This window comes from Marisediminicola sp. LYQ134, assembly GCF_046599635.1.
Taxonomy (GTDB): Bacteria; Actinomycetota; Actinomycetes; order Actinomycetales; family Microbacteriaceae; genus Marisediminicola.
Window position 1 is genome coordinate 438,686 of sequence record NZ_JBKIWP010000002.1, and the last position, 15,286, is coordinate 453,971.

At 67.3% G+C, this 15,286-nt stretch carries 15 protein-coding genes; 4 read left to right on the forward strand and 11 right to left on the reverse strand.

Annotated elements, in window-relative coordinates; genetic code table 11:
- The first annotated feature begins 107 nt into the window (after positions 1 to 107).
- Positions 108 to 1,064 carry a LacI family DNA-binding transcriptional regulator gene (locus tag ACLHIH_RS10615; protein ID WP_411316775.1) on the forward strand — a complete coding sequence of 319 codons (957 nt, stop codon included), beginning with the start codon at positions 108 to 110 and terminating at the stop codon, positions 1,062 to 1,064.
- On the opposite strand, the gene ACLHIH_RS10620 is transcribed toward ACLHIH_RS10615, so the two are convergent.
- From ACLHIH_RS10620 to ACLHIH_RS10630, 3 genes are read right to left on the reverse strand one after another with little or no spacing between them, the layout of a single operon-like run.
- Positions 1,061 to 2,542, reverse strand: a complete 1,482-nt coding sequence (locus ACLHIH_RS10620) for a family 43 glycosylhydrolase (protein ID WP_411316776.1) — start codon at positions 2,540 to 2,542, stop codon at positions 1,061 to 1,063. The two genes, ACLHIH_RS10615 and ACLHIH_RS10620, sit on opposite strands and share 4 nt — an antisense overlap.
- On the reverse strand, positions 2,539 to 4,998 hold the full coding sequence (locus ACLHIH_RS10625; RefSeq protein WP_411316777.1) for a glycoside hydrolase family 2 TIM barrel-domain containing protein: 2,460 nt from the start codon (positions 4,996 to 4,998) through the stop codon (positions 2,539 to 2,541). Before ACLHIH_RS10625 ends, ACLHIH_RS10620 begins: the two co-directional genes overlap by 4 nt.
- A gap of 41 nt (positions 4,999 to 5,039) precedes the next feature.
- Complete coding sequence (locus ACLHIH_RS10630) at positions 5,040 to 6,392, reverse strand: MFS transporter (protein WP_411316778.1); 1,353 nt, start codon at positions 6,390 to 6,392, stop codon at positions 5,040 to 5,042.
- Between the two features lie 284 nt (positions 6,393 to 6,676).
- Here ACLHIH_RS10630 and ACLHIH_RS10635 point away from each other — a divergent pair, with 284 nt between their 5' ends.
- Positions 6,677 to 7,456, forward strand: a complete 780-nt coding sequence (locus tag ACLHIH_RS10635) for an SDR family NAD(P)-dependent oxidoreductase (RefSeq protein ID WP_411316779.1) — start codon at positions 6,677 to 6,679, stop codon at positions 7,454 to 7,456.
- A 35-nt stretch (positions 7,457 to 7,491) separates the two neighbouring features.
- Here ACLHIH_RS10635 and ACLHIH_RS10640 read toward each other — a convergent pair whose 3' ends face one another.
- Positions 7,492 to 8,151: a response regulator gene (locus ACLHIH_RS10640; RefSeq protein WP_411316780.1), complete on the reverse strand. Its 660-nt coding sequence runs from the start codon at positions 8,149 to 8,151 to the stop codon at positions 7,492 to 7,494.
- Positions 8,148 to 9,320, reverse strand: coding sequence for a sensor histidine kinase (locus ACLHIH_RS10645; RefSeq protein WP_411316781.1), 1,173 nt, complete (start codon positions 9,318 to 9,320; stop codon positions 8,148 to 8,150). The genes ACLHIH_RS10640 and ACLHIH_RS10645 overlap by 4 nt, the downstream gene beginning before the upstream one ends.
- 215 nt (positions 9,321 to 9,535) lie before the next feature.
- On the opposite strand from ACLHIH_RS10645, the gene ACLHIH_RS10650 reads away from it, so the two are divergent.
- Positions 9,536 to 10,321, forward strand: a complete 786-nt coding sequence (locus ACLHIH_RS10650; RefSeq protein ID WP_411316782.1) for a coniferyl-alcohol dehydrogenase — start codon at positions 9,536 to 9,538, stop codon at positions 10,319 to 10,321.
- An 18-nt stretch (positions 10,322 to 10,339) separates the two neighbouring features.
- Here ACLHIH_RS10650 and ACLHIH_RS10655 read toward each other — a convergent pair whose 3' ends face one another.
- Both ACLHIH_RS10655 and ACLHIH_RS10660 read right to left on the reverse strand, forming a co-directional pair.
- Entirely contained in the window at positions 10,340 to 10,777 is a 438-nt protein-coding gene (locus ACLHIH_RS10655; protein ID WP_411316783.1) for a nitroreductase/quinone reductase family protein, read from the reverse strand.
- Complete coding sequence (locus ACLHIH_RS10660) at positions 10,774 to 11,520, reverse strand: SDR family NAD(P)-dependent oxidoreductase (RefSeq protein ID WP_411316784.1); 747 nt, start codon at positions 11,518 to 11,520, stop codon at positions 10,774 to 10,776. Before ACLHIH_RS10660 ends, ACLHIH_RS10655 begins: the two co-directional genes overlap by 4 nt.
- 84 nt (positions 11,521 to 11,604) lie before the next feature.
- On the opposite strand from ACLHIH_RS10660, the gene ACLHIH_RS10665 reads away from it, so the two are divergent.
- Positions 11,605 to 12,153, forward strand: a complete 549-nt coding sequence (locus ACLHIH_RS10665) for a TetR family transcriptional regulator (RefSeq protein WP_411316786.1) — start codon at positions 11,605 to 11,607, stop codon at positions 12,151 to 12,153.
- A gap of 63 nt (positions 12,154 to 12,216) precedes the next feature.
- On the opposite strand, the gene ACLHIH_RS10670 is transcribed toward ACLHIH_RS10665, so the two are convergent.
- The 4 genes from ACLHIH_RS10670 to ACLHIH_RS10685 are packed head-to-tail and all read right to left on the reverse strand — an operon-like array spanning position 12,217 to position 15,134.
- The gene (locus ACLHIH_RS10670) at positions 12,217 to 12,495 is read right to left on the reverse strand and encodes a hypothetical protein (protein ID WP_411316787.1); all 279 of its coding nucleotides are present in this window, start codon (positions 12,493 to 12,495) and stop codon (positions 12,217 to 12,219) included.
- Positions 12,496 to 12,511: 16 nt separating this feature from the next.
- Positions 12,512 to 13,171 (reverse strand): response regulator, encoded by a 660-nt coding sequence (locus ACLHIH_RS10675; RefSeq protein WP_411316788.1) that lies wholly within the window; start codon positions 13,169 to 13,171, stop codon positions 12,512 to 12,514.
- Positions 13,168 to 14,400: a sensor histidine kinase gene (locus ACLHIH_RS10680; RefSeq protein WP_411316789.1), complete on the reverse strand. Its 1,233-nt coding sequence runs from the start codon at positions 14,398 to 14,400 to the stop codon at positions 13,168 to 13,170. The genes ACLHIH_RS10675 and ACLHIH_RS10680 overlap by 4 nt, the downstream gene beginning before the upstream one ends.
- Entirely contained in the window at positions 14,397 to 15,134 is a 738-nt protein-coding gene (locus ACLHIH_RS10685) for a DUF998 domain-containing protein (RefSeq protein WP_411316790.1), read from the reverse strand. The genes ACLHIH_RS10680 and ACLHIH_RS10685 overlap by 4 nt, the downstream gene beginning before the upstream one ends.
- Between the last annotated feature and the right edge of the window lie 152 nt (positions 15,135 to 15,286).

The following is a 15,286-nucleotide window of genomic DNA, read 5'->3' on the forward strand; positions in this document are numbered from 1 at the left end:
AACGTCGTTGTCATCGCATTGTCGCGCGTCAATAGTATGGCTCGACCGATGACGCGCGTCAATCCCGGTTAACCTGGTAGCGCATCGACCCCAGGAGCGAACACCGCATGATCCCTCGCAGTCAAGACGTCGCCGACCGAGCGGGCGTATCGCGGTCGACCGTCAGCCAGATACTCAACGGGCATGAGGAATTGTTCACCGAGGAGACGCGCGCTCGGGTCGCCGACGCTGTCGCCGAACTCGGTTACCACCCGTCTGCCGCGGGCCGCACCCTCGCGCGGGGGTCGAGCGACCTCGTCATCGTGTTGGTTCCCAACACGACGTTCGGCGGCAATCTGCAAGACATCTACGGAGCACTCACGTCGGCGCTCGCCGAGCGCGGGCTGACTCTCCTTCTCCGGCTCTCCGAAGACAGCGTCGAGTCTCTCGCTCGACTCGCCACCGGGTTGAAACCTCGAGCGGTGCTGACTCTCACCGGGATGCCCGAGGGTCAGAAGAGCGCGCTCAAAAAGCGCGGCGTCGAGGTCATCCAACCCGACGCGAGGTCCGGGGCCGACGTCAATGCACAGATCGGCGCCATCCAAGCGCGTCACCTCATCGACAAGGGATACCGCAAGCTCGCCTACGCGCACCTGCAAGACGAGCGCACCGACCCCTTCGGCACACCTCGGGAGCTCGAGTTCGCCGACGAGTGCCGTCGGCGCGGTGTTCCCGATCCGCGGGTGCTCCACCTCGGGGTGACGCCCGAGTCCGCTGCCGCCGCGCTCGACGATCTCGGGGAGCGGGGCTTCGCTGTTGCGTGCTACAACGACGATGTCGCCACGGCCCTGCTCTACGCCGCCACGCAACGCGGGTGGTCGGTGCCGGAGGACCTCGCCCTGATCGGCATGGACAACACGCCGCTCTCGAGGCTCACGATCCCGCCCCTGACCACGGTCGGTTACGACGCGTCAGAGGTGCTCGCGGCGTCTTTGCGTTCACTCCTCCGCGGTCTCGACAAGTCCGACGACGCCCCGATCGACGTCGACGTGCGGGTCGAGATCGTCGAGCGGGCCAGCGCCTAGAGCGAGGTCTCGGCTGCGTATCGGATCTCATCCACGCGGATCCGACCGCTGAGAGCTTGCACTCCGAAGACGCGTCCGGTGAACCCGCCCGCAACTTCCGTGGAGAGATAGCGCCCGTCGAACTCGCCGAAACTGTGCTCCGTGCCCTCCGACTCGAGCGCGAGCTCGACGAGGTCCGGTTCCGATGTCGCACCGTGGGGCAGAGGGCGCGGCGCCTTAGCGCGCATCAGGAGGGTCGGAACGCTGCCAGGCGAGACGCTCCACTGCCCGACGCTGTGCTCGATCGGACCGATGGCGATCGTCGCCTCCACAGTGCTGCCGTCGTAGGTGAGTCCGTACCAGTGCGTATCGTCGATCCGCACGAGAAATCTGCCGACCCCCGTCGCGGCGTCGAATCGAGTCGACGCCGCCCACACCGCGTCGGTGGCGCGCGCCGCCAGCATCGCTCGCCCGGGACGACTCTCGGCGTCGATGACGAGACCGCCCTCGGGTGCAGGCCGAGCGAACGTCTCAGGGAAACGCCCGACCCCCAGCCATCGGCCGTGCAGAGCGGTTGCGTCGAATCGGTCGGTGAACGAACGGTCTGTGGGAGGAACAGTGAACCGCGTCTCGTCCGGAACGGGCCAACCGTCGACCCAGTCGATGCCGACCACGAACGACTCCCGCCCGTTCACATGGAAGCCCGGTGTCTGACCGCGAGGTCGCACGCCCAGATGCACGGCGGCCCACGTGCCGTCGGGCAGCTCGACGAGGTCGGCGTGCCCGGTGTTCTGCACCTCGTGAGGCAGGCTCCTGTGGCTCAGAATGGGGTTGCTCGGCGCTGCGTCGAACGGGTCGTCGAGGCTAGGAGAGCGAGCGATCGTCACGGCGTGGCCGCGCTCGGTGCCGCCCTCGGCGAGAAGCAGGTACCACCAGTCGTCGATCTGATACAGGTGGGGGCCCTCGGGGAAAGACAGCCCGGTGCCTTGCCACAGCTGCCGGGGTGGTGCGATGAATGCGCCCGTCTCGGTATCGACGGGTGCCGACAGGATGCTCGGCTCGTCGGGGTTGAGTGAACACCACGTGACGTGGGCAGTGCCTTCCCGATCCCACGCGATGTCGGGGTCGATCCCCATCGCCCCGGAGATGTAGACCGGATCCGACCACGGTCCGGCGGCATCGGTGGCGTGGATGAGAAAGTGTCCCTGCCCGAGGGGAATGCCGTTGACATCCGTGCCGATGATCCAGAACCGACCAGCGTGGTGGCGGATCGTGGGAGCGAAGATACCCGCGCTCGGATACCCGCCGTGCTCCGCGATCTGGCCCGTGCGCGTCAAGGCGTTTGCGACGAAATGCCACTCCACGAGGTCTGTGCTCGTGTGGATCGGGATGCCGGGCAGGTACTCGAAGCTCGAGGTGATCAGGTAGTAGGTCTCACCGACCCGGCAGATCGACGGGTCCGGGTAGAACCCGGCGAGAATCGGTTCGGTCGGAGTCACAGTGACGTCTCCTCGGTGTTCGTGGCCCCGACTGGCGCAGCGGTGGGTTCGGCGCCGAGGGAATGAATGGTCATCGCGGTCTCACCGTGTCTCTCGGATGTGACAGTGATGACGACATCACCACTCTCGTTCGCGCCGCGGACGATGGCAATGGCACGACCGCGATAGGTCGTCCGGGTCGAGGCGACGAGGCTCTCGGAGGTGGACGGTGTCGCGCTTCCGACGGCGGCGAGAGTCCCCGCGCCGGAGACGCTCACGGTCACCCGGTCCTCCGCCCCGACTTCGACGATCCCGTCGTCGTCGGCGAGTTCGACCCAAACATAGGCCAAGTCGTCGGGCCCGTGGAGTTCGTCGGTCTCCGCGCGAAGGCGCACGCGGGCCGGTGCCGCGGAACGAAGTGAACTGCGACCCGATTCGACGCCTCGCCGGTAGCCGATCGCGACCAACTCGCCGGGCTCATAGGGCACGCGGAATCGTGCGAGGTAGCCGCGTTTCGGGCCGGCCGTTCGGCGGCCGAGGGAGCGCCCGTTGATCAGGAGCTCCACGTGATCGTCGCCGGAGTAGACCTCGACCTCGGCGACGCCCGAGTGCCCTCGCCACGACCAGCTCTGCACCGCGTCCGTCGCCAGCCACGGTGTCTTGTTCGCGCGCTGCCCCGCTCGGTCCAAGGAGCGCACGGCGATCCCCGGTTTCGCGGTGATGCCCCACACCGCCTGGGCGAGAAGAACGGTGGCGCCGGCGGAGCCAGTGATGTCGAACGCCCCGCAGCCCGCGAGAACACCCGGAAAGGGTTTGGCGATTCCGCCGGGCTCCGAACCGTAGGTCCAGTACCCGAGGCCGACCTCGCCGAGGTAGTCCCAGCCCGTCCAGCTGAAGTCACCGATCACACCGGCAACCGAGGTGACCCGCTTCCAGATCGCCGGCAGGTCGCCGTGCATCGACTCGGTTCCGACGATGACGCGGTCGGGGTATCGGCGCCTGGCGCGCGCGTAACTCGCGAATCCGTAGTTGTATCCCGCGATATCCACGCGGTCGAACACGGCACGCGTGGCCTTGTCGGCGGCGGGAAGGGTGGAGGCGAGAACCATCATGCGACCGAGCTTCGCCGTGAGCATGTTGGCCGCGGTGCTCGTCGCCGGAGTGCGCTCGAGGGGCTTCTCCTCGTGATCGTCGCTGGGTTTCGCTCGCGCCGACATCATCGCCAAGAGCGGGTTGACGGCGATCGTCGTCGGGCGGGTGGGGTCGAGCTCGGTGAAGAACGAGGTGATCTCTTCGGCGAGGTCGACGCCTGCGTCGACCGCCGCTTCCGCGATCTCGTTGCCGATCGAGTACATGATGACGGAGGGCCGATTGCGATCCTCCTGGATCATGGCCGCGGCATCCGCCCGCCATTCTCCGCGGAACAGCGGAGCGCCGTCGTGAGGTGTCTTCCTGCCGAACCAGACGTCGGAGAGTTCGTCCATGACATACAAACCGATCTCGTCGCACGCATCGAGGAAGGCGCGGGAGAGAGGATTGTGGGCGCTCCGGATGGCGTTGTATCCCGCCTCCTTCAACAGGCGCGCGCGGCGCCGCTCTGCGGCGGCGAAGGTCGCCGCCCCCAGCGGACCGTTGTCGTGGTGCACCGCTGTTCCTCGTAAGAGCACGTGCCGCCCGTTCACGCGGAGTCCGTTCCGCGCGTCCACACCGATGGTGCGGATACCCGAGCGCACGCTCCGCGAGTCGAGCTCGACTCCGTCGACGACGAGGGAGACGCGCACGTCATAGAGAGCGGGTCGGTCGGCAGACCAGAGGTGGGCCGACGGAACGGGCACATCGAGTGCGGCGATGCCGCCCTGCACCCCGCTCTTCCGGCGTGCGACGAGCTGACCGTCGAACGAGAACTCTGTGACGACCTGGGCGGTCGGCGGCAACGCCCCGCGCACGCGGACGGACACGTCGACTGATGCGTCAGAGTGCCGGGGCCCGCCGTCGACCGACGTCGTCACGATGCTGATGCCGTCTTGCGCGATCGCCGCCGCACCGACGGAGTCGAGCCACACCGGTCGGTAGATCCCCGAGCCCGTGTACCACCGACTGTTCGGCACCGCGCTGTTATCGACATGCACCTCGATGAGGCTTGCGGAACCGGGGGTCAGAACGCCGAGCGGAAGCCGGAAGGCGCGGTAGGGGCTGGTGCTGCCGCCCACCCGGACGCCGTCGACGACGACGTGACACTCGCCGAAGACCCCCTCGAACTCGACGAAGTACTCGCGCTCCACGACATCCTGCGGGGCGGTCCACCGCTTCCGGTAGACGTAGACACCGCCGGGAAAGAACCCGCCGTGGTTGTCTGTGCCTCCCTGCGCGACGCGGGGCTCGCCGATCATGGCGTCGTGGGGCAGGCGCACGGGAACGCCCTCCACGTCGCCCTCGCGGTGAAACGTCCAGTCGTCGGTGAAAAGCGTCTTCGTCATCTGTTCGACTCCAAGGGGATTGTGGCGGGTGGTCGGCGGGCTTAACGCACGCTGCGCACTTTCCACTGCACGATGATCCCGGCGGTGATGGTGCACACCGCGGCCACGAGAAAGAGCAGCCCGTAGTTTCTGTCGTCGCCGGTGACCCCGATGAGGATGAGCGGTGCGGCGATGAGCGGGGCGACGGCTTGCGCGATCGACGTCGAGTACCCGTTGATTCCGAGAAAACGACCCGCAGCGCTCTCTTTCTCCGGCAGCACCGTGAGCACGAGGGCCTGATCCACCGAGGAGAACACGCCGAGCGCGAGCCCGGTCATGGCCGAGCCGGCGATGAGAATCCCGAAGTTGCTGCCGCCGAACGCGAGCGTGAGGGCACCAACGGTGTAGACGATTCCCGACGCGAGAACGAAGATCTTGCGACGACCGAGCCTGTCAGACAGGAATCCGCCCGCGAGAGCTCCGACACCCGTGACGACGAGGCTCACGAGCGAGATGACGACGATGACGCCGCCGATGTCGGCGACCTGCCCGCCTTCGCTCAAGCGTGACGCGAAGAACAGCGAGGTGAAGGTGGTGGAAAAGGTCACGCCCGTCATGAAGAGCAGTCGCGCCAGCCAGTTCCACGCGAAGTCGGGGTACTGGCGCGGGTTGAAGACCATGCTGCGCAGCACGTTGCGGGTGCTCAGCCGCTCGCTGAACTCGGCCTGACGGGTGTCACGCTCGGGCACCAGAAGGAACCAGAGGAAGAGCAGCACGAGCCCCACCCCTCCGGGCACGAGGAACACGAGAAAGTTGTTGCCGACGAACGCACTGGCGAGACCCACTCCCAACACCGGCGCGGCCATCTGAACGAAGCCGGTCAGACCGGCGACACGGCCGTACTGCGATTCGGGCAGTCGGTCTGCCTGGGACTGCAGCAGCGAGTTCATCGAGGCCGTCCATCCCATGGCGGCGAAGACCCATCCGATGAGCACGACGGGCACGTTTCCGGCGGCGGCGATGACGACGAGACCCAGGAAGCCGAGCACCGCGCCTCCGAGCGCGAACTGCCGACGACGCCCCAGGCGCGAACGGGTCCGGTCGCTCCACAGACCGATGAGCGGCCCGGTGATGGTCGTCACGATCGCTCCGATACCGATGATGTAGCCGAGAACCTCGACGTTGGCGGGCGCGAGTTCTTGCACGCGGAGTGAGAGCGAGAAGCCGATCGGCGCGACGAGCGCGACGTATGCGCCGAGCATCCCGAGCAGCAGGAAGACGATGTATTTCGGCTTCACGGGGGTGCGGATCGTGCCGGTCGCGGTGTGTTCGGCTTTGGTCTCTGCTGCGAGCGCTTGCTGCGCGGGAGAGATCGATGCACCGGGCACCATGGGCGCGCTGGGGTTGTCAGACATGGGGACTCCTTCGTCATCCGACCAGGGCTTCTTCTTCGAATGGAGGGCCTGGAACCTCCGCGCCGGCGATTCGGCTCGTTGACGCGTGACAACGAGTAGAACACGGCGCATTGTCGCGTGTCAACGGGAGGTTTCTCGTGGCGCTCTCGCTCGGGGTCGAGGTGCGCCGCGTACTGCGATCGCAGTAACGAGGCGACTCCGTCGGGATGACGACACCGGTCGTCGCGCCGGTGAGCCTTGAACCACAACCACGAATACGAACCAGAGAAGAAGGCACGGACACCATGGGAAAACTCGACGGCAAGGTCGTTCTGATCACCGGATGCTCGAGCGGCCTGGGCAAGCAGCAAGCGCTGCGAATGGCCGACGAGGGAGCCGCGCTCGCCATCTGCGCGCGCAGCGAGGAGAAGCTGGCCGAAACGAGACGCCTGTGCGAAGAGCGCGGAGCGGAGGTTCTCGCGATGACGGTTGACATCACCGACTACGACAGCCTCGCCTCGTTCGTGGGCGCGACGGCGGAGCGGTTCGGCACGATCGACGTGCTAGTCAACAACGCCCACACGATCACCATCCCCGCCCCGTTCCTCGAGAAGACGATCGAGCATCTCGACATCGAGATGCGGAGCTCGGTCTACGCCTACTGGCATCTCATGAAGCTGTGCTTTGCGCACATGCGAGACAAGCCGGGCGCCGGCGCCTCGATCATCAACTTCGCCTCCGAGGCCGCCATCGCGGGTGACGCGTTCTACGCCCCGTACGCGGCGTCGAAGGAAGCGGTTCGGGGGCTCTCCCGCGTGGTCGCGCGAGAATGGGGCGTTCACAACATCCGGGTCAACACGGTGTGTCCCAACGGGATGACCGAGAACGTGTCGGAGGGGCTCGCGACGCTCGAGCCCGCGGTGCAGGAGCACGTTCGCAAGGCGTTCGTGGCGAACCCCTTCGGCCGCGCGGGCGACGCGTTCGCCGACGTCGCCCCGGTGATCGTCTTTCTCGCGTCAGACGACAGTCACTGGATCACCGGACAGAATCTGCACGCCGACGGGGGAGCGCTCATCTCGGCGTGAATCGCGCGCGTCGCGTGCCTCGTCGCGGGCGACGCTCACGGGTGGATTCCGGCACGCACTGCGAAGGTGACCAGTTGCGCGCGGTCCCGAGCGCCGACCTTCGTCATCGATCGATTCAGGTGCGTCTTGACGGTGAAGGGCGAGACGAAGAATCGGCGGGCGATCGCGTCGCCGTCGAGGCCGTGCACGAGGGCCTCGACGACTTGGCGCTCCCGGGCGGTGAGGGCGTCGAAGCGGTGCACCATGTCGGGATCTGCGGGCGCTCGTCGCTCGTGGGCCACGTGCCCGATCACCGTTTCGAGCGCGGTCACCGAGAGGGCGTGGCCCCCGGCAGCGACGGAGCGGACCGCATCGATGATCTCCGTCGGCGCGGCTCCCTTGCCCAGAAAGCCTTCAGCGCCCGCGCGCAGAGCGTTGACGACGTTGTCGTCTCTCTCGAACGTCGTCAAGACGAGAATGCGAAAACTCCAGTCGACCGACATCGCCATCATCCGTCTGGTCACTTCGACACCGTCGACCCCCGGCATCTGGATGTCCATGATCACGACGTCCGGGCGGGCGCAAGTGAGGTTCGCGAGGGCGGCGAGCCCGTCGGAATGCTGCGCTACGACGTCGAAATCTTCGGGAGATCCGAGGATGGTTGCGAGGCCGGTGCGAACGATGTCCTGATCCTCGACGATCATGATCCGGATCACGACTCGACCTCCGCGTGCGGAACCAGGATCGTCGCCGTGACTTCGAAGACGTCGTCGGTCGATCGGAGCGAGAGGCTCCCGCCGAGGGACTCCGCTCGTTCGCGCATCCCCACGAGGCCGTGACCTCCTCCGGCAGCCTCCGCGCGCCCTACCGCGTTCCTGCTGGTGATCGTCACGACATCGCCCGTGTGCTGAATGCGCAGTGTCACCTCGCCGGCGGCGTGGCGCTGCGCGTTGGTCAGCATCTCCTGCGCGATCCGGAAGACTGCGGCGCGGATCCGATCGGGAACGGTGACGAGGGGCTCGTCGATCCGGCAGTGCACGCGAAGTCCGGCGGTCTGGAAGCTCTCGATCATCTCGGTCAGAGCGTGCGGACCGGTGATGGGACCGAATGATGACGCGTCGCTCGGCACGCGGAGCATCTGGAGCGTGTGTTGGGTCTCCTCGAGAACGGACTTGATAGCCGTGCGCGCTGCGCGCAGTGACTCTTGCGTTTCGACGTCGGTCGTCTGTGCCGTCATCTCGGCGGTGCCGACGTGCATGCTGATGACCGCGATGCCGTGGCCGATGCTGTCGTGGAGGTCGCGGGCGATGCGAATGCGCTCCTCGGCGACCGCGTTCTGCACCGTGAGGTGCTGATTCCACCTCACGTCGCGCTCGTGCTGCTCCTGGCCGTCTCTCACCTCGGCTCGCGAACGCACGGCAGCCCCGATCGCGGCGGTGAGAGCAGCGCCGAGCACGACCACGGAGGGCCATCGCCCCGCAGCCTCGGTCAAGCCGTAGTGCGACAGAGCGGCGATGAGGTTGGCGAGAGTCACGACCCCGCCGACGAGCAGGGGCGAGGCGCCGCGCAGGGCGAGCAGGAGTGCGGTGAAGATGCACAGGATGCCTGTGCCGGCGGGGTCCCTCCCGGCCGCCGAAGCCAGAACAGGGGCCAGGGCAGACAGCACCAGGCCCACTCGCCACGAGCGGAACGACAGGATCGCCCCCGCGATGCCGAGCAGTGGGCTCGCGGCCCCGACGAGATCACCGGCCCCGAGAAGCGGGATCGCCACGTTGATCCAGCCGCTCAGCGCGATGAGTGTGACCGTGATGAGCGCGGCGCGCCGCGGGGCTATCGCGACCGGGAGCCCGGGGGCGGGGGCGCGGAGGAGTTCGCGGAGGAACATCTGGCCCATCCTTCCTCGAGGGGTCGCGGCGGTCGTACTGCTAGCGCAGTAGCCCGGTCTCGTGCGTCCGGGCGATGGCAGTCGACGTGCCGTGCGTCAATGTGGTCTCGACGGATGCGGTCGCCGGTGCGTATCCGACTCTCGACGAGCGTGTGGCACCATTCATTGACGCGCGTCAATAGTATCGATCACCGGTTACATGACAAGGAGACACAGTGAACTCGACTGACTACACAGGCAAGCGCGTCGTCGTGACCGGATGCTCGTCGGGAGTGGGCGCGGCCACGGCGAAGATGCTCGGCGCGCTAGGAGCCGAAGTCATCGGCTTGAGCAGGCGCGAGCCGACCGAGCCGGTGGCGCAATTTCACGAGGTGGATCTGGCGTCGCCGGAGTCGATCGAGGCCGCGGTGCGCGACATCCAGGCACCGATCGATGCGCTCTTCAACTGCGCGGGCGCACCGCCCACGCTTTCCTCCCTCGAGATCGTCAGGGTGAACTTTCTCGGGCCCCGCCTTCTGACCGAGATGATCGTTCCCCTGATGCCCTCGGGCTCCGCGATCGTGAGCGTGTCGTCGAGCAACGCGGCGGGGTGGCGCAATCGCGTCGATCTCCTCAGGGGGTTCGTCGAGACCGACGGCTTCGACGAGGGTGTCGCCTGGTACGAAGCGAACGTCGACGAGGCGGGCCACGGCTACCCGTTCAGCAAAGAAGCGCTCACCGTGTGGGCCCTCGCGCTCGCCGGCGAGCTCGTCACCCGCGGAATCAGGAGCAACCTCGTGAGCCCGGGAGTGGTTCAGACGCCATTGCTGGAAGCCGCGCAGCAGGCATTCCCACCCGAGATGCTTGCGGGGAGCCTGCGGCCGAGCGGTCGACCATCGACTGTCGACGAGCAGGCGGCCCCCCTCCTCTTCCTCAACAGCTCGGCAGCCTCGTATGTCAACGGTGCCGACCTCGCGGTGGACGGGGGCTACAGTGCCCTGTTCGCTACGTCGGGCTCGTGACCGTCTCGATGAGCGCGATCAGCTCAGCAGGAAGGTGACGTGCATGAGGGGGCTGCGCGCCATCCATTCCTCGAGCGGTTCGACGGGCTGCGCGATGTACGCACGGTGCCTCGGCTGATTGAGGTCGACGATGACCGATTCGAATACGCGGCGGCGCGCGTCTCGATCGACGACGGGTTGCGCCATCGCCGGGAGGTCTGCGCGCACCGCGTTCTTGAGGTGGAAGGTGAACTGCGGGTTCTGCAGGAGGTTCGCATACCAGCTGCGGCTCGCCGGCTGAGTGGTCAGGTAGATCTCGTCGTCGACGCGGTAGAACCAGATCTCGATGCGACGCCCTCGCCCGGTCTTGGCGCCGACGGTCGTGATGTCGACGGTGCGAGCGGATGCCGACGACGACGGGGTGATGGCGAGCGCTCGCCGAATGCGCTCATCTGCGGCCGACGCTTTCTCGGTCACAGCAGCACACCGCCGGAGACCTCGAGGCGCTCTCCGGTCGCCCAGCGGAGCCCGGGCGAGACCAGGGCGAGGATCGCGTCGGCGATCTCATCCGCCTCGCCCACTCGCCCGAGAGCGGTCTGCCCCGACAGTGCCTCGCGCATGGCGTCGCTGTCGCGCATGGCTCCGCCGTTGAAGTCGGTCGCGGTCGGCCCGGGGGCGATCGAGTTGACCCGGATGCCGCGTGGGCCGAGTTCGAGCGCGAGGCTGCGGGTGAGTGCTTCGAGTGCCTTCTTCGATGCCGCGTAGACGGATGTCGCCGGGCTGACGTGTCTGCTGAGCGAACTCGACACGTTGACGATGCACGCCCCCTCCGACAGGTGCGGCAGGAAGGCTTGCGTGACGAAAAGCGGCCCACGCACGTTGACGCCGAAGGTGGTGTCGAAGCTCTCGGCCGAGATGTCGCCGAGCGGCGCGAACAGCCCGACCCCGGCGTTGTTGACGAGCACGTCGATGGTGGTGGCGTTCCACTTCTGCGCGATGCTCGCGAGCGCCGCGACGCGTGCCGCCTCGATTGAGGTGAGGTCTGCGACATCCAATCGAATCGCTATGGCGTCTCCGCCCGCGTCGACGATCTGGTGCACGACGTCGCTCGCGTCGCCCCGCGAGGCGACGACGATCCTGAGTCCGTTTCGGGCCAGAGCGAGAGCGGTGGCTCGACCGAGGCCGCGATTGGCTCCGGTGATGAGGGCGATTCGGGGCATGCTGTCTCCAATAAGTAAATGAACGCTTACTTATAAACTAGCCATCCGCCCTAGCCGTCGTCAACTGCACCACGAAGGAGACCTATGGCCCGCGACGCTGAAGCCACGAAAGAGCGCATCCTCGCCGCAGCGACCGTCGAGTTCGCTGCCCACGGTTTCGCCGGCGGACGCGTCGAGCGCATCGCCGCCCAGGCGCAGAGCAACGTGCGCATGATCTACGCGTACTACGGCGGCAAGAGCGGCCTCTTCGATGCGACCCTCGCCGAGGCGCTGCGGCGGATGGCCGACAATGTCCCCCCGCGCCCCGACGACCTCGCGGGCTGGGCGGGGGATGTCTTCGACCACCACGAGCGCTTTCCCGAAGTGCTCCGGCTGAGCATGTGGGCCCAACTCGAGCGCCCCGAGGCCACAGCCGAGCCGCGCGAGATCTATCGCAACAAGACGCTCGCCGTAGCGACGGCGGCTGCCAGCCCACTGTCGGCCATCGACGTGCTGGTCTTCATCTACGCGATCGCGCAGGCCTGGCAGCTCTCGCCGGGGGGCCTCACGGGTCTCGAAGAGGGGCCGGGAGTGGAGGCTCGTCGCCACGCGGTCGTCACGGCCGTCGAGCGGATGCTGCAGACTCGGGCCTGAGCCGCGGTGGGACTCCTGGCCTCGCCGCTTCCTCGTAGGCCACGTTGACCGGCGCAGTCTCCCTCAGTCGACCAGGCGCCACTCGCGCACGAACTCGTCGACTGACTTGGTTTCGAGATCGCGCCGAACAGTCTCGAGGAGATAGTGCGGGTCGCCGACGTCCGCGGGAGTGCGGATAACCTCGGCTCCACTCGCGCGGCGGCGCACCACGAGGTCGGCGTCGACGTCGACGTCACCCCACACCGCGCGGAGCAGGGCCCACGTCCGGCGGATCATGCGCCGGGCACGTGTGCCCGACGGCTCCTCGAGGTCGGCGACGAGGTGGTTCGAGGCGGGCTCCATGCCCCCATTCTGTCGGCTAGACGAACCCCCACTCGTATGCGGCGATCACCGCTTGCACCCGGTCGCGCAGGTCGAGCTTCTGCAGAACGCGCCCGACGTGAGTCTTGACCGTCGACTCGGACACGGTGAAGCGCGCCGCGATCTCGTGGTTGGTGAGACCCTGCGCGATCGCCAGGAAAACGTCGCGCTCCCGTTCCGTCAGGCTGTCGATACCTGACGGCCTGGTCGCCGCGCCTCGGGGCAGTTGCGCGACGAAGAGGTCGAGCATCGATCGGGTGACGCGCGGCGAGATCAGGGCGTCTCCCGCCGCCACCGACCGGATGGCGTTGACGAGCTCGTTCGGTGGGGTGCTCTTGATGAGAAAGCCGCTCGCTCCGGCGCGCAAGCCGCCGAAGGCGTAGTCGTCCAGGTCGAAGGTCGTGAGGATGATGACGCGACTCTGGGGGGAGGTGCGCACCACGCGGCGGGTCGCTTCGATGCCGTCGAGGCCGGGCATGCGCACATCCATCAGCACGACGTCCGGGCTCAGTCGCTCGACCGCCTCGACCGCTTCGTATCCGGTCGCGGCTTCGCCCACGACACTCACGTCGGGTTCGGCGTCGAGCACCATGCGCATTCCTCGACGCAACAGCTCCTGGTCGTCGACGATGAGCACTCGGATGTCGCGCGCGTTCATCCGTTCGCTCCCGGGTCCGGCAGGGTGACCTCGACGGCCCACCCTCCTGCCGGGAGCGGGCCCGCCACCATGGTGCCGCCGAAGATCGCAGCCCGCTCGCGCATGCCGATTAAACCGTTGCCGGTGCCCACAGATGTCGTGGGCTCGGCGCCCGTCTGCCCGTCGTCGGTGACGGAAACCGTCGTGACACCAGCGCGATGATCGATGTGGGCGACCACGCGACGCGCCTTCGCCGCATAGCGCAGCGCATTCGTGAGGGCTTCCTGCACGATTCTGTAGGTCGCGGTCTGCAGAGCGGCCGAGTCCGGCGTGCGCCCGACGACCTCGAGGTCGACGGGCAAGCCGGCGGAGCGGAACGTCGAAATCAGCTGATGCAGGTCGGATGCCCCCGGCTGAGGGTCGAGCGGTGCAGACGACTCCGACCCCGCGTCCATTCCTGTGCCCGAGCCTCTGCTGAGGAGCGCGCGCATGTCGGCGAGTGCACGCCGACCGATCACGCTCGTCTCGCGCACGGCATCCCTCGAGCGCTCCGGCTCCTTGGTCGCGAGCGCATCGGCTCCGTCCGACAGCGCGACCATGATCGAGATACTGTGCGCCACCACGTCGTGCATCTCCCGCGTGATGCGAGCACGCTCGGCGGCGGCGGCGATGAGAGCCTGCTGGTCGCGTTCGACCTCCAAGCGTTCGGCGCGGTCGATGAGCGCAGACACGTAGCGGCGTCGATTGCCGGTGTTGGCGCCCAGAAGCGTGGCGATGAGCGTTATCGCGATGAACGCGGGGCCGATGCCCACCGGACCGGTATCGACGATGAGTGACACTGCGACGACGATGCCGCAGGCCGCGACCGACGCGGCGAAGCCGATCCAGGCGCTCGCATTCGCGCGGTAGACGGCCAGAGCGTAGAGGGCGATCGAAACCCCGATGGGGTCGAGCCCGCTGTCGACGAGGAGCAGCGCGAGGGCGGCAGCCCACTGCACGATCAACAGCGACCACGGCCTGGACCGCCTCAGCAGAACGGCCGCGCTCGCGATCGTGATGACGATGAGCGAGACGACGACCTGTGCGGCGGGCCGAGAAACACCTGTTGCTAGCGACTCGATGAAGACGCCGAAGACACCGTAGATCCAGTAGGCCGAGGCGAGAGCCGAGTCGACCCACCACGGCCTGTCGGTGAGAAGCTGGCGCGTCGGCCCAGGCGACGAGTGCGACGTCACCCGACTCTCACTCATCGCTGCCGCCCAGCCTGAACTCCGAGCGCGGGAACATGGGGGGACTCTATCGGCCGCCGTGCCGACGTGTCGGGGCCGGGGGAGGCCCCGTGCGGGAGTCGGCTACGCGCAATCGATCCCCCGTAGACCGCGAGCCAGGCGATCGCGATGGTGGTGGCGACGAGTTCGAGCATGCCGCCGATGTCGGTGCCGAACCTCAGTAGCGAGAGCATCCCGCCCGTCGAGGCGATGAGCGCGACGGAGATCGCGGCTCCGAGCGACATGCGCCGCAGTCTGGGGAACCCGACGGCGCACGACGCTTGAAGCATCGCCACGCACGCCATGGCGAACGCGAGAACGGCGGCGAGCGTGTGCACCAGATCTTGGAGGGTGAACGTGTCGCCGAGCGGCAGGGGGCAACCGGAGGTGCACGGCACGCGTGACGCGAGATAGAAGAACGCCGCGGCGATACCGAGCGACGCAGACGGTGTCCATCGTCGGAGAAGAGGTGCGGTCGAGCGGATGTCGCGGCCAGCCCACGCGATCGACGCTGCGCCGACGACGAGCAGGAACAACGCGAAAGCAAACCAGCCGGCCGTGGGTTCTCCGTCGGCACCGAGTTCGCTGACATACAGCGATCGGTTCACGGTCGATCGTGCCGACCAAATGACGGCCAAGGCGAGAACGACTAAGGCGCTGCCTGCGGTGGCAGCACGACCCTGCATCGAACTGTTTCGGACGTGTTCACTGAGCATGAATCCACGCTAGAAATAACGGGAATGCGGCGCGTCAGGCCCCGGGACGATCCCTATCACCGGGTGGTACCACGGTGCTACGCGCGGTGCTCACACACGCCTGACAGACAACCCCATCTACCATCGCCAAAGCCCCCGCTTCCCCCTCGCCC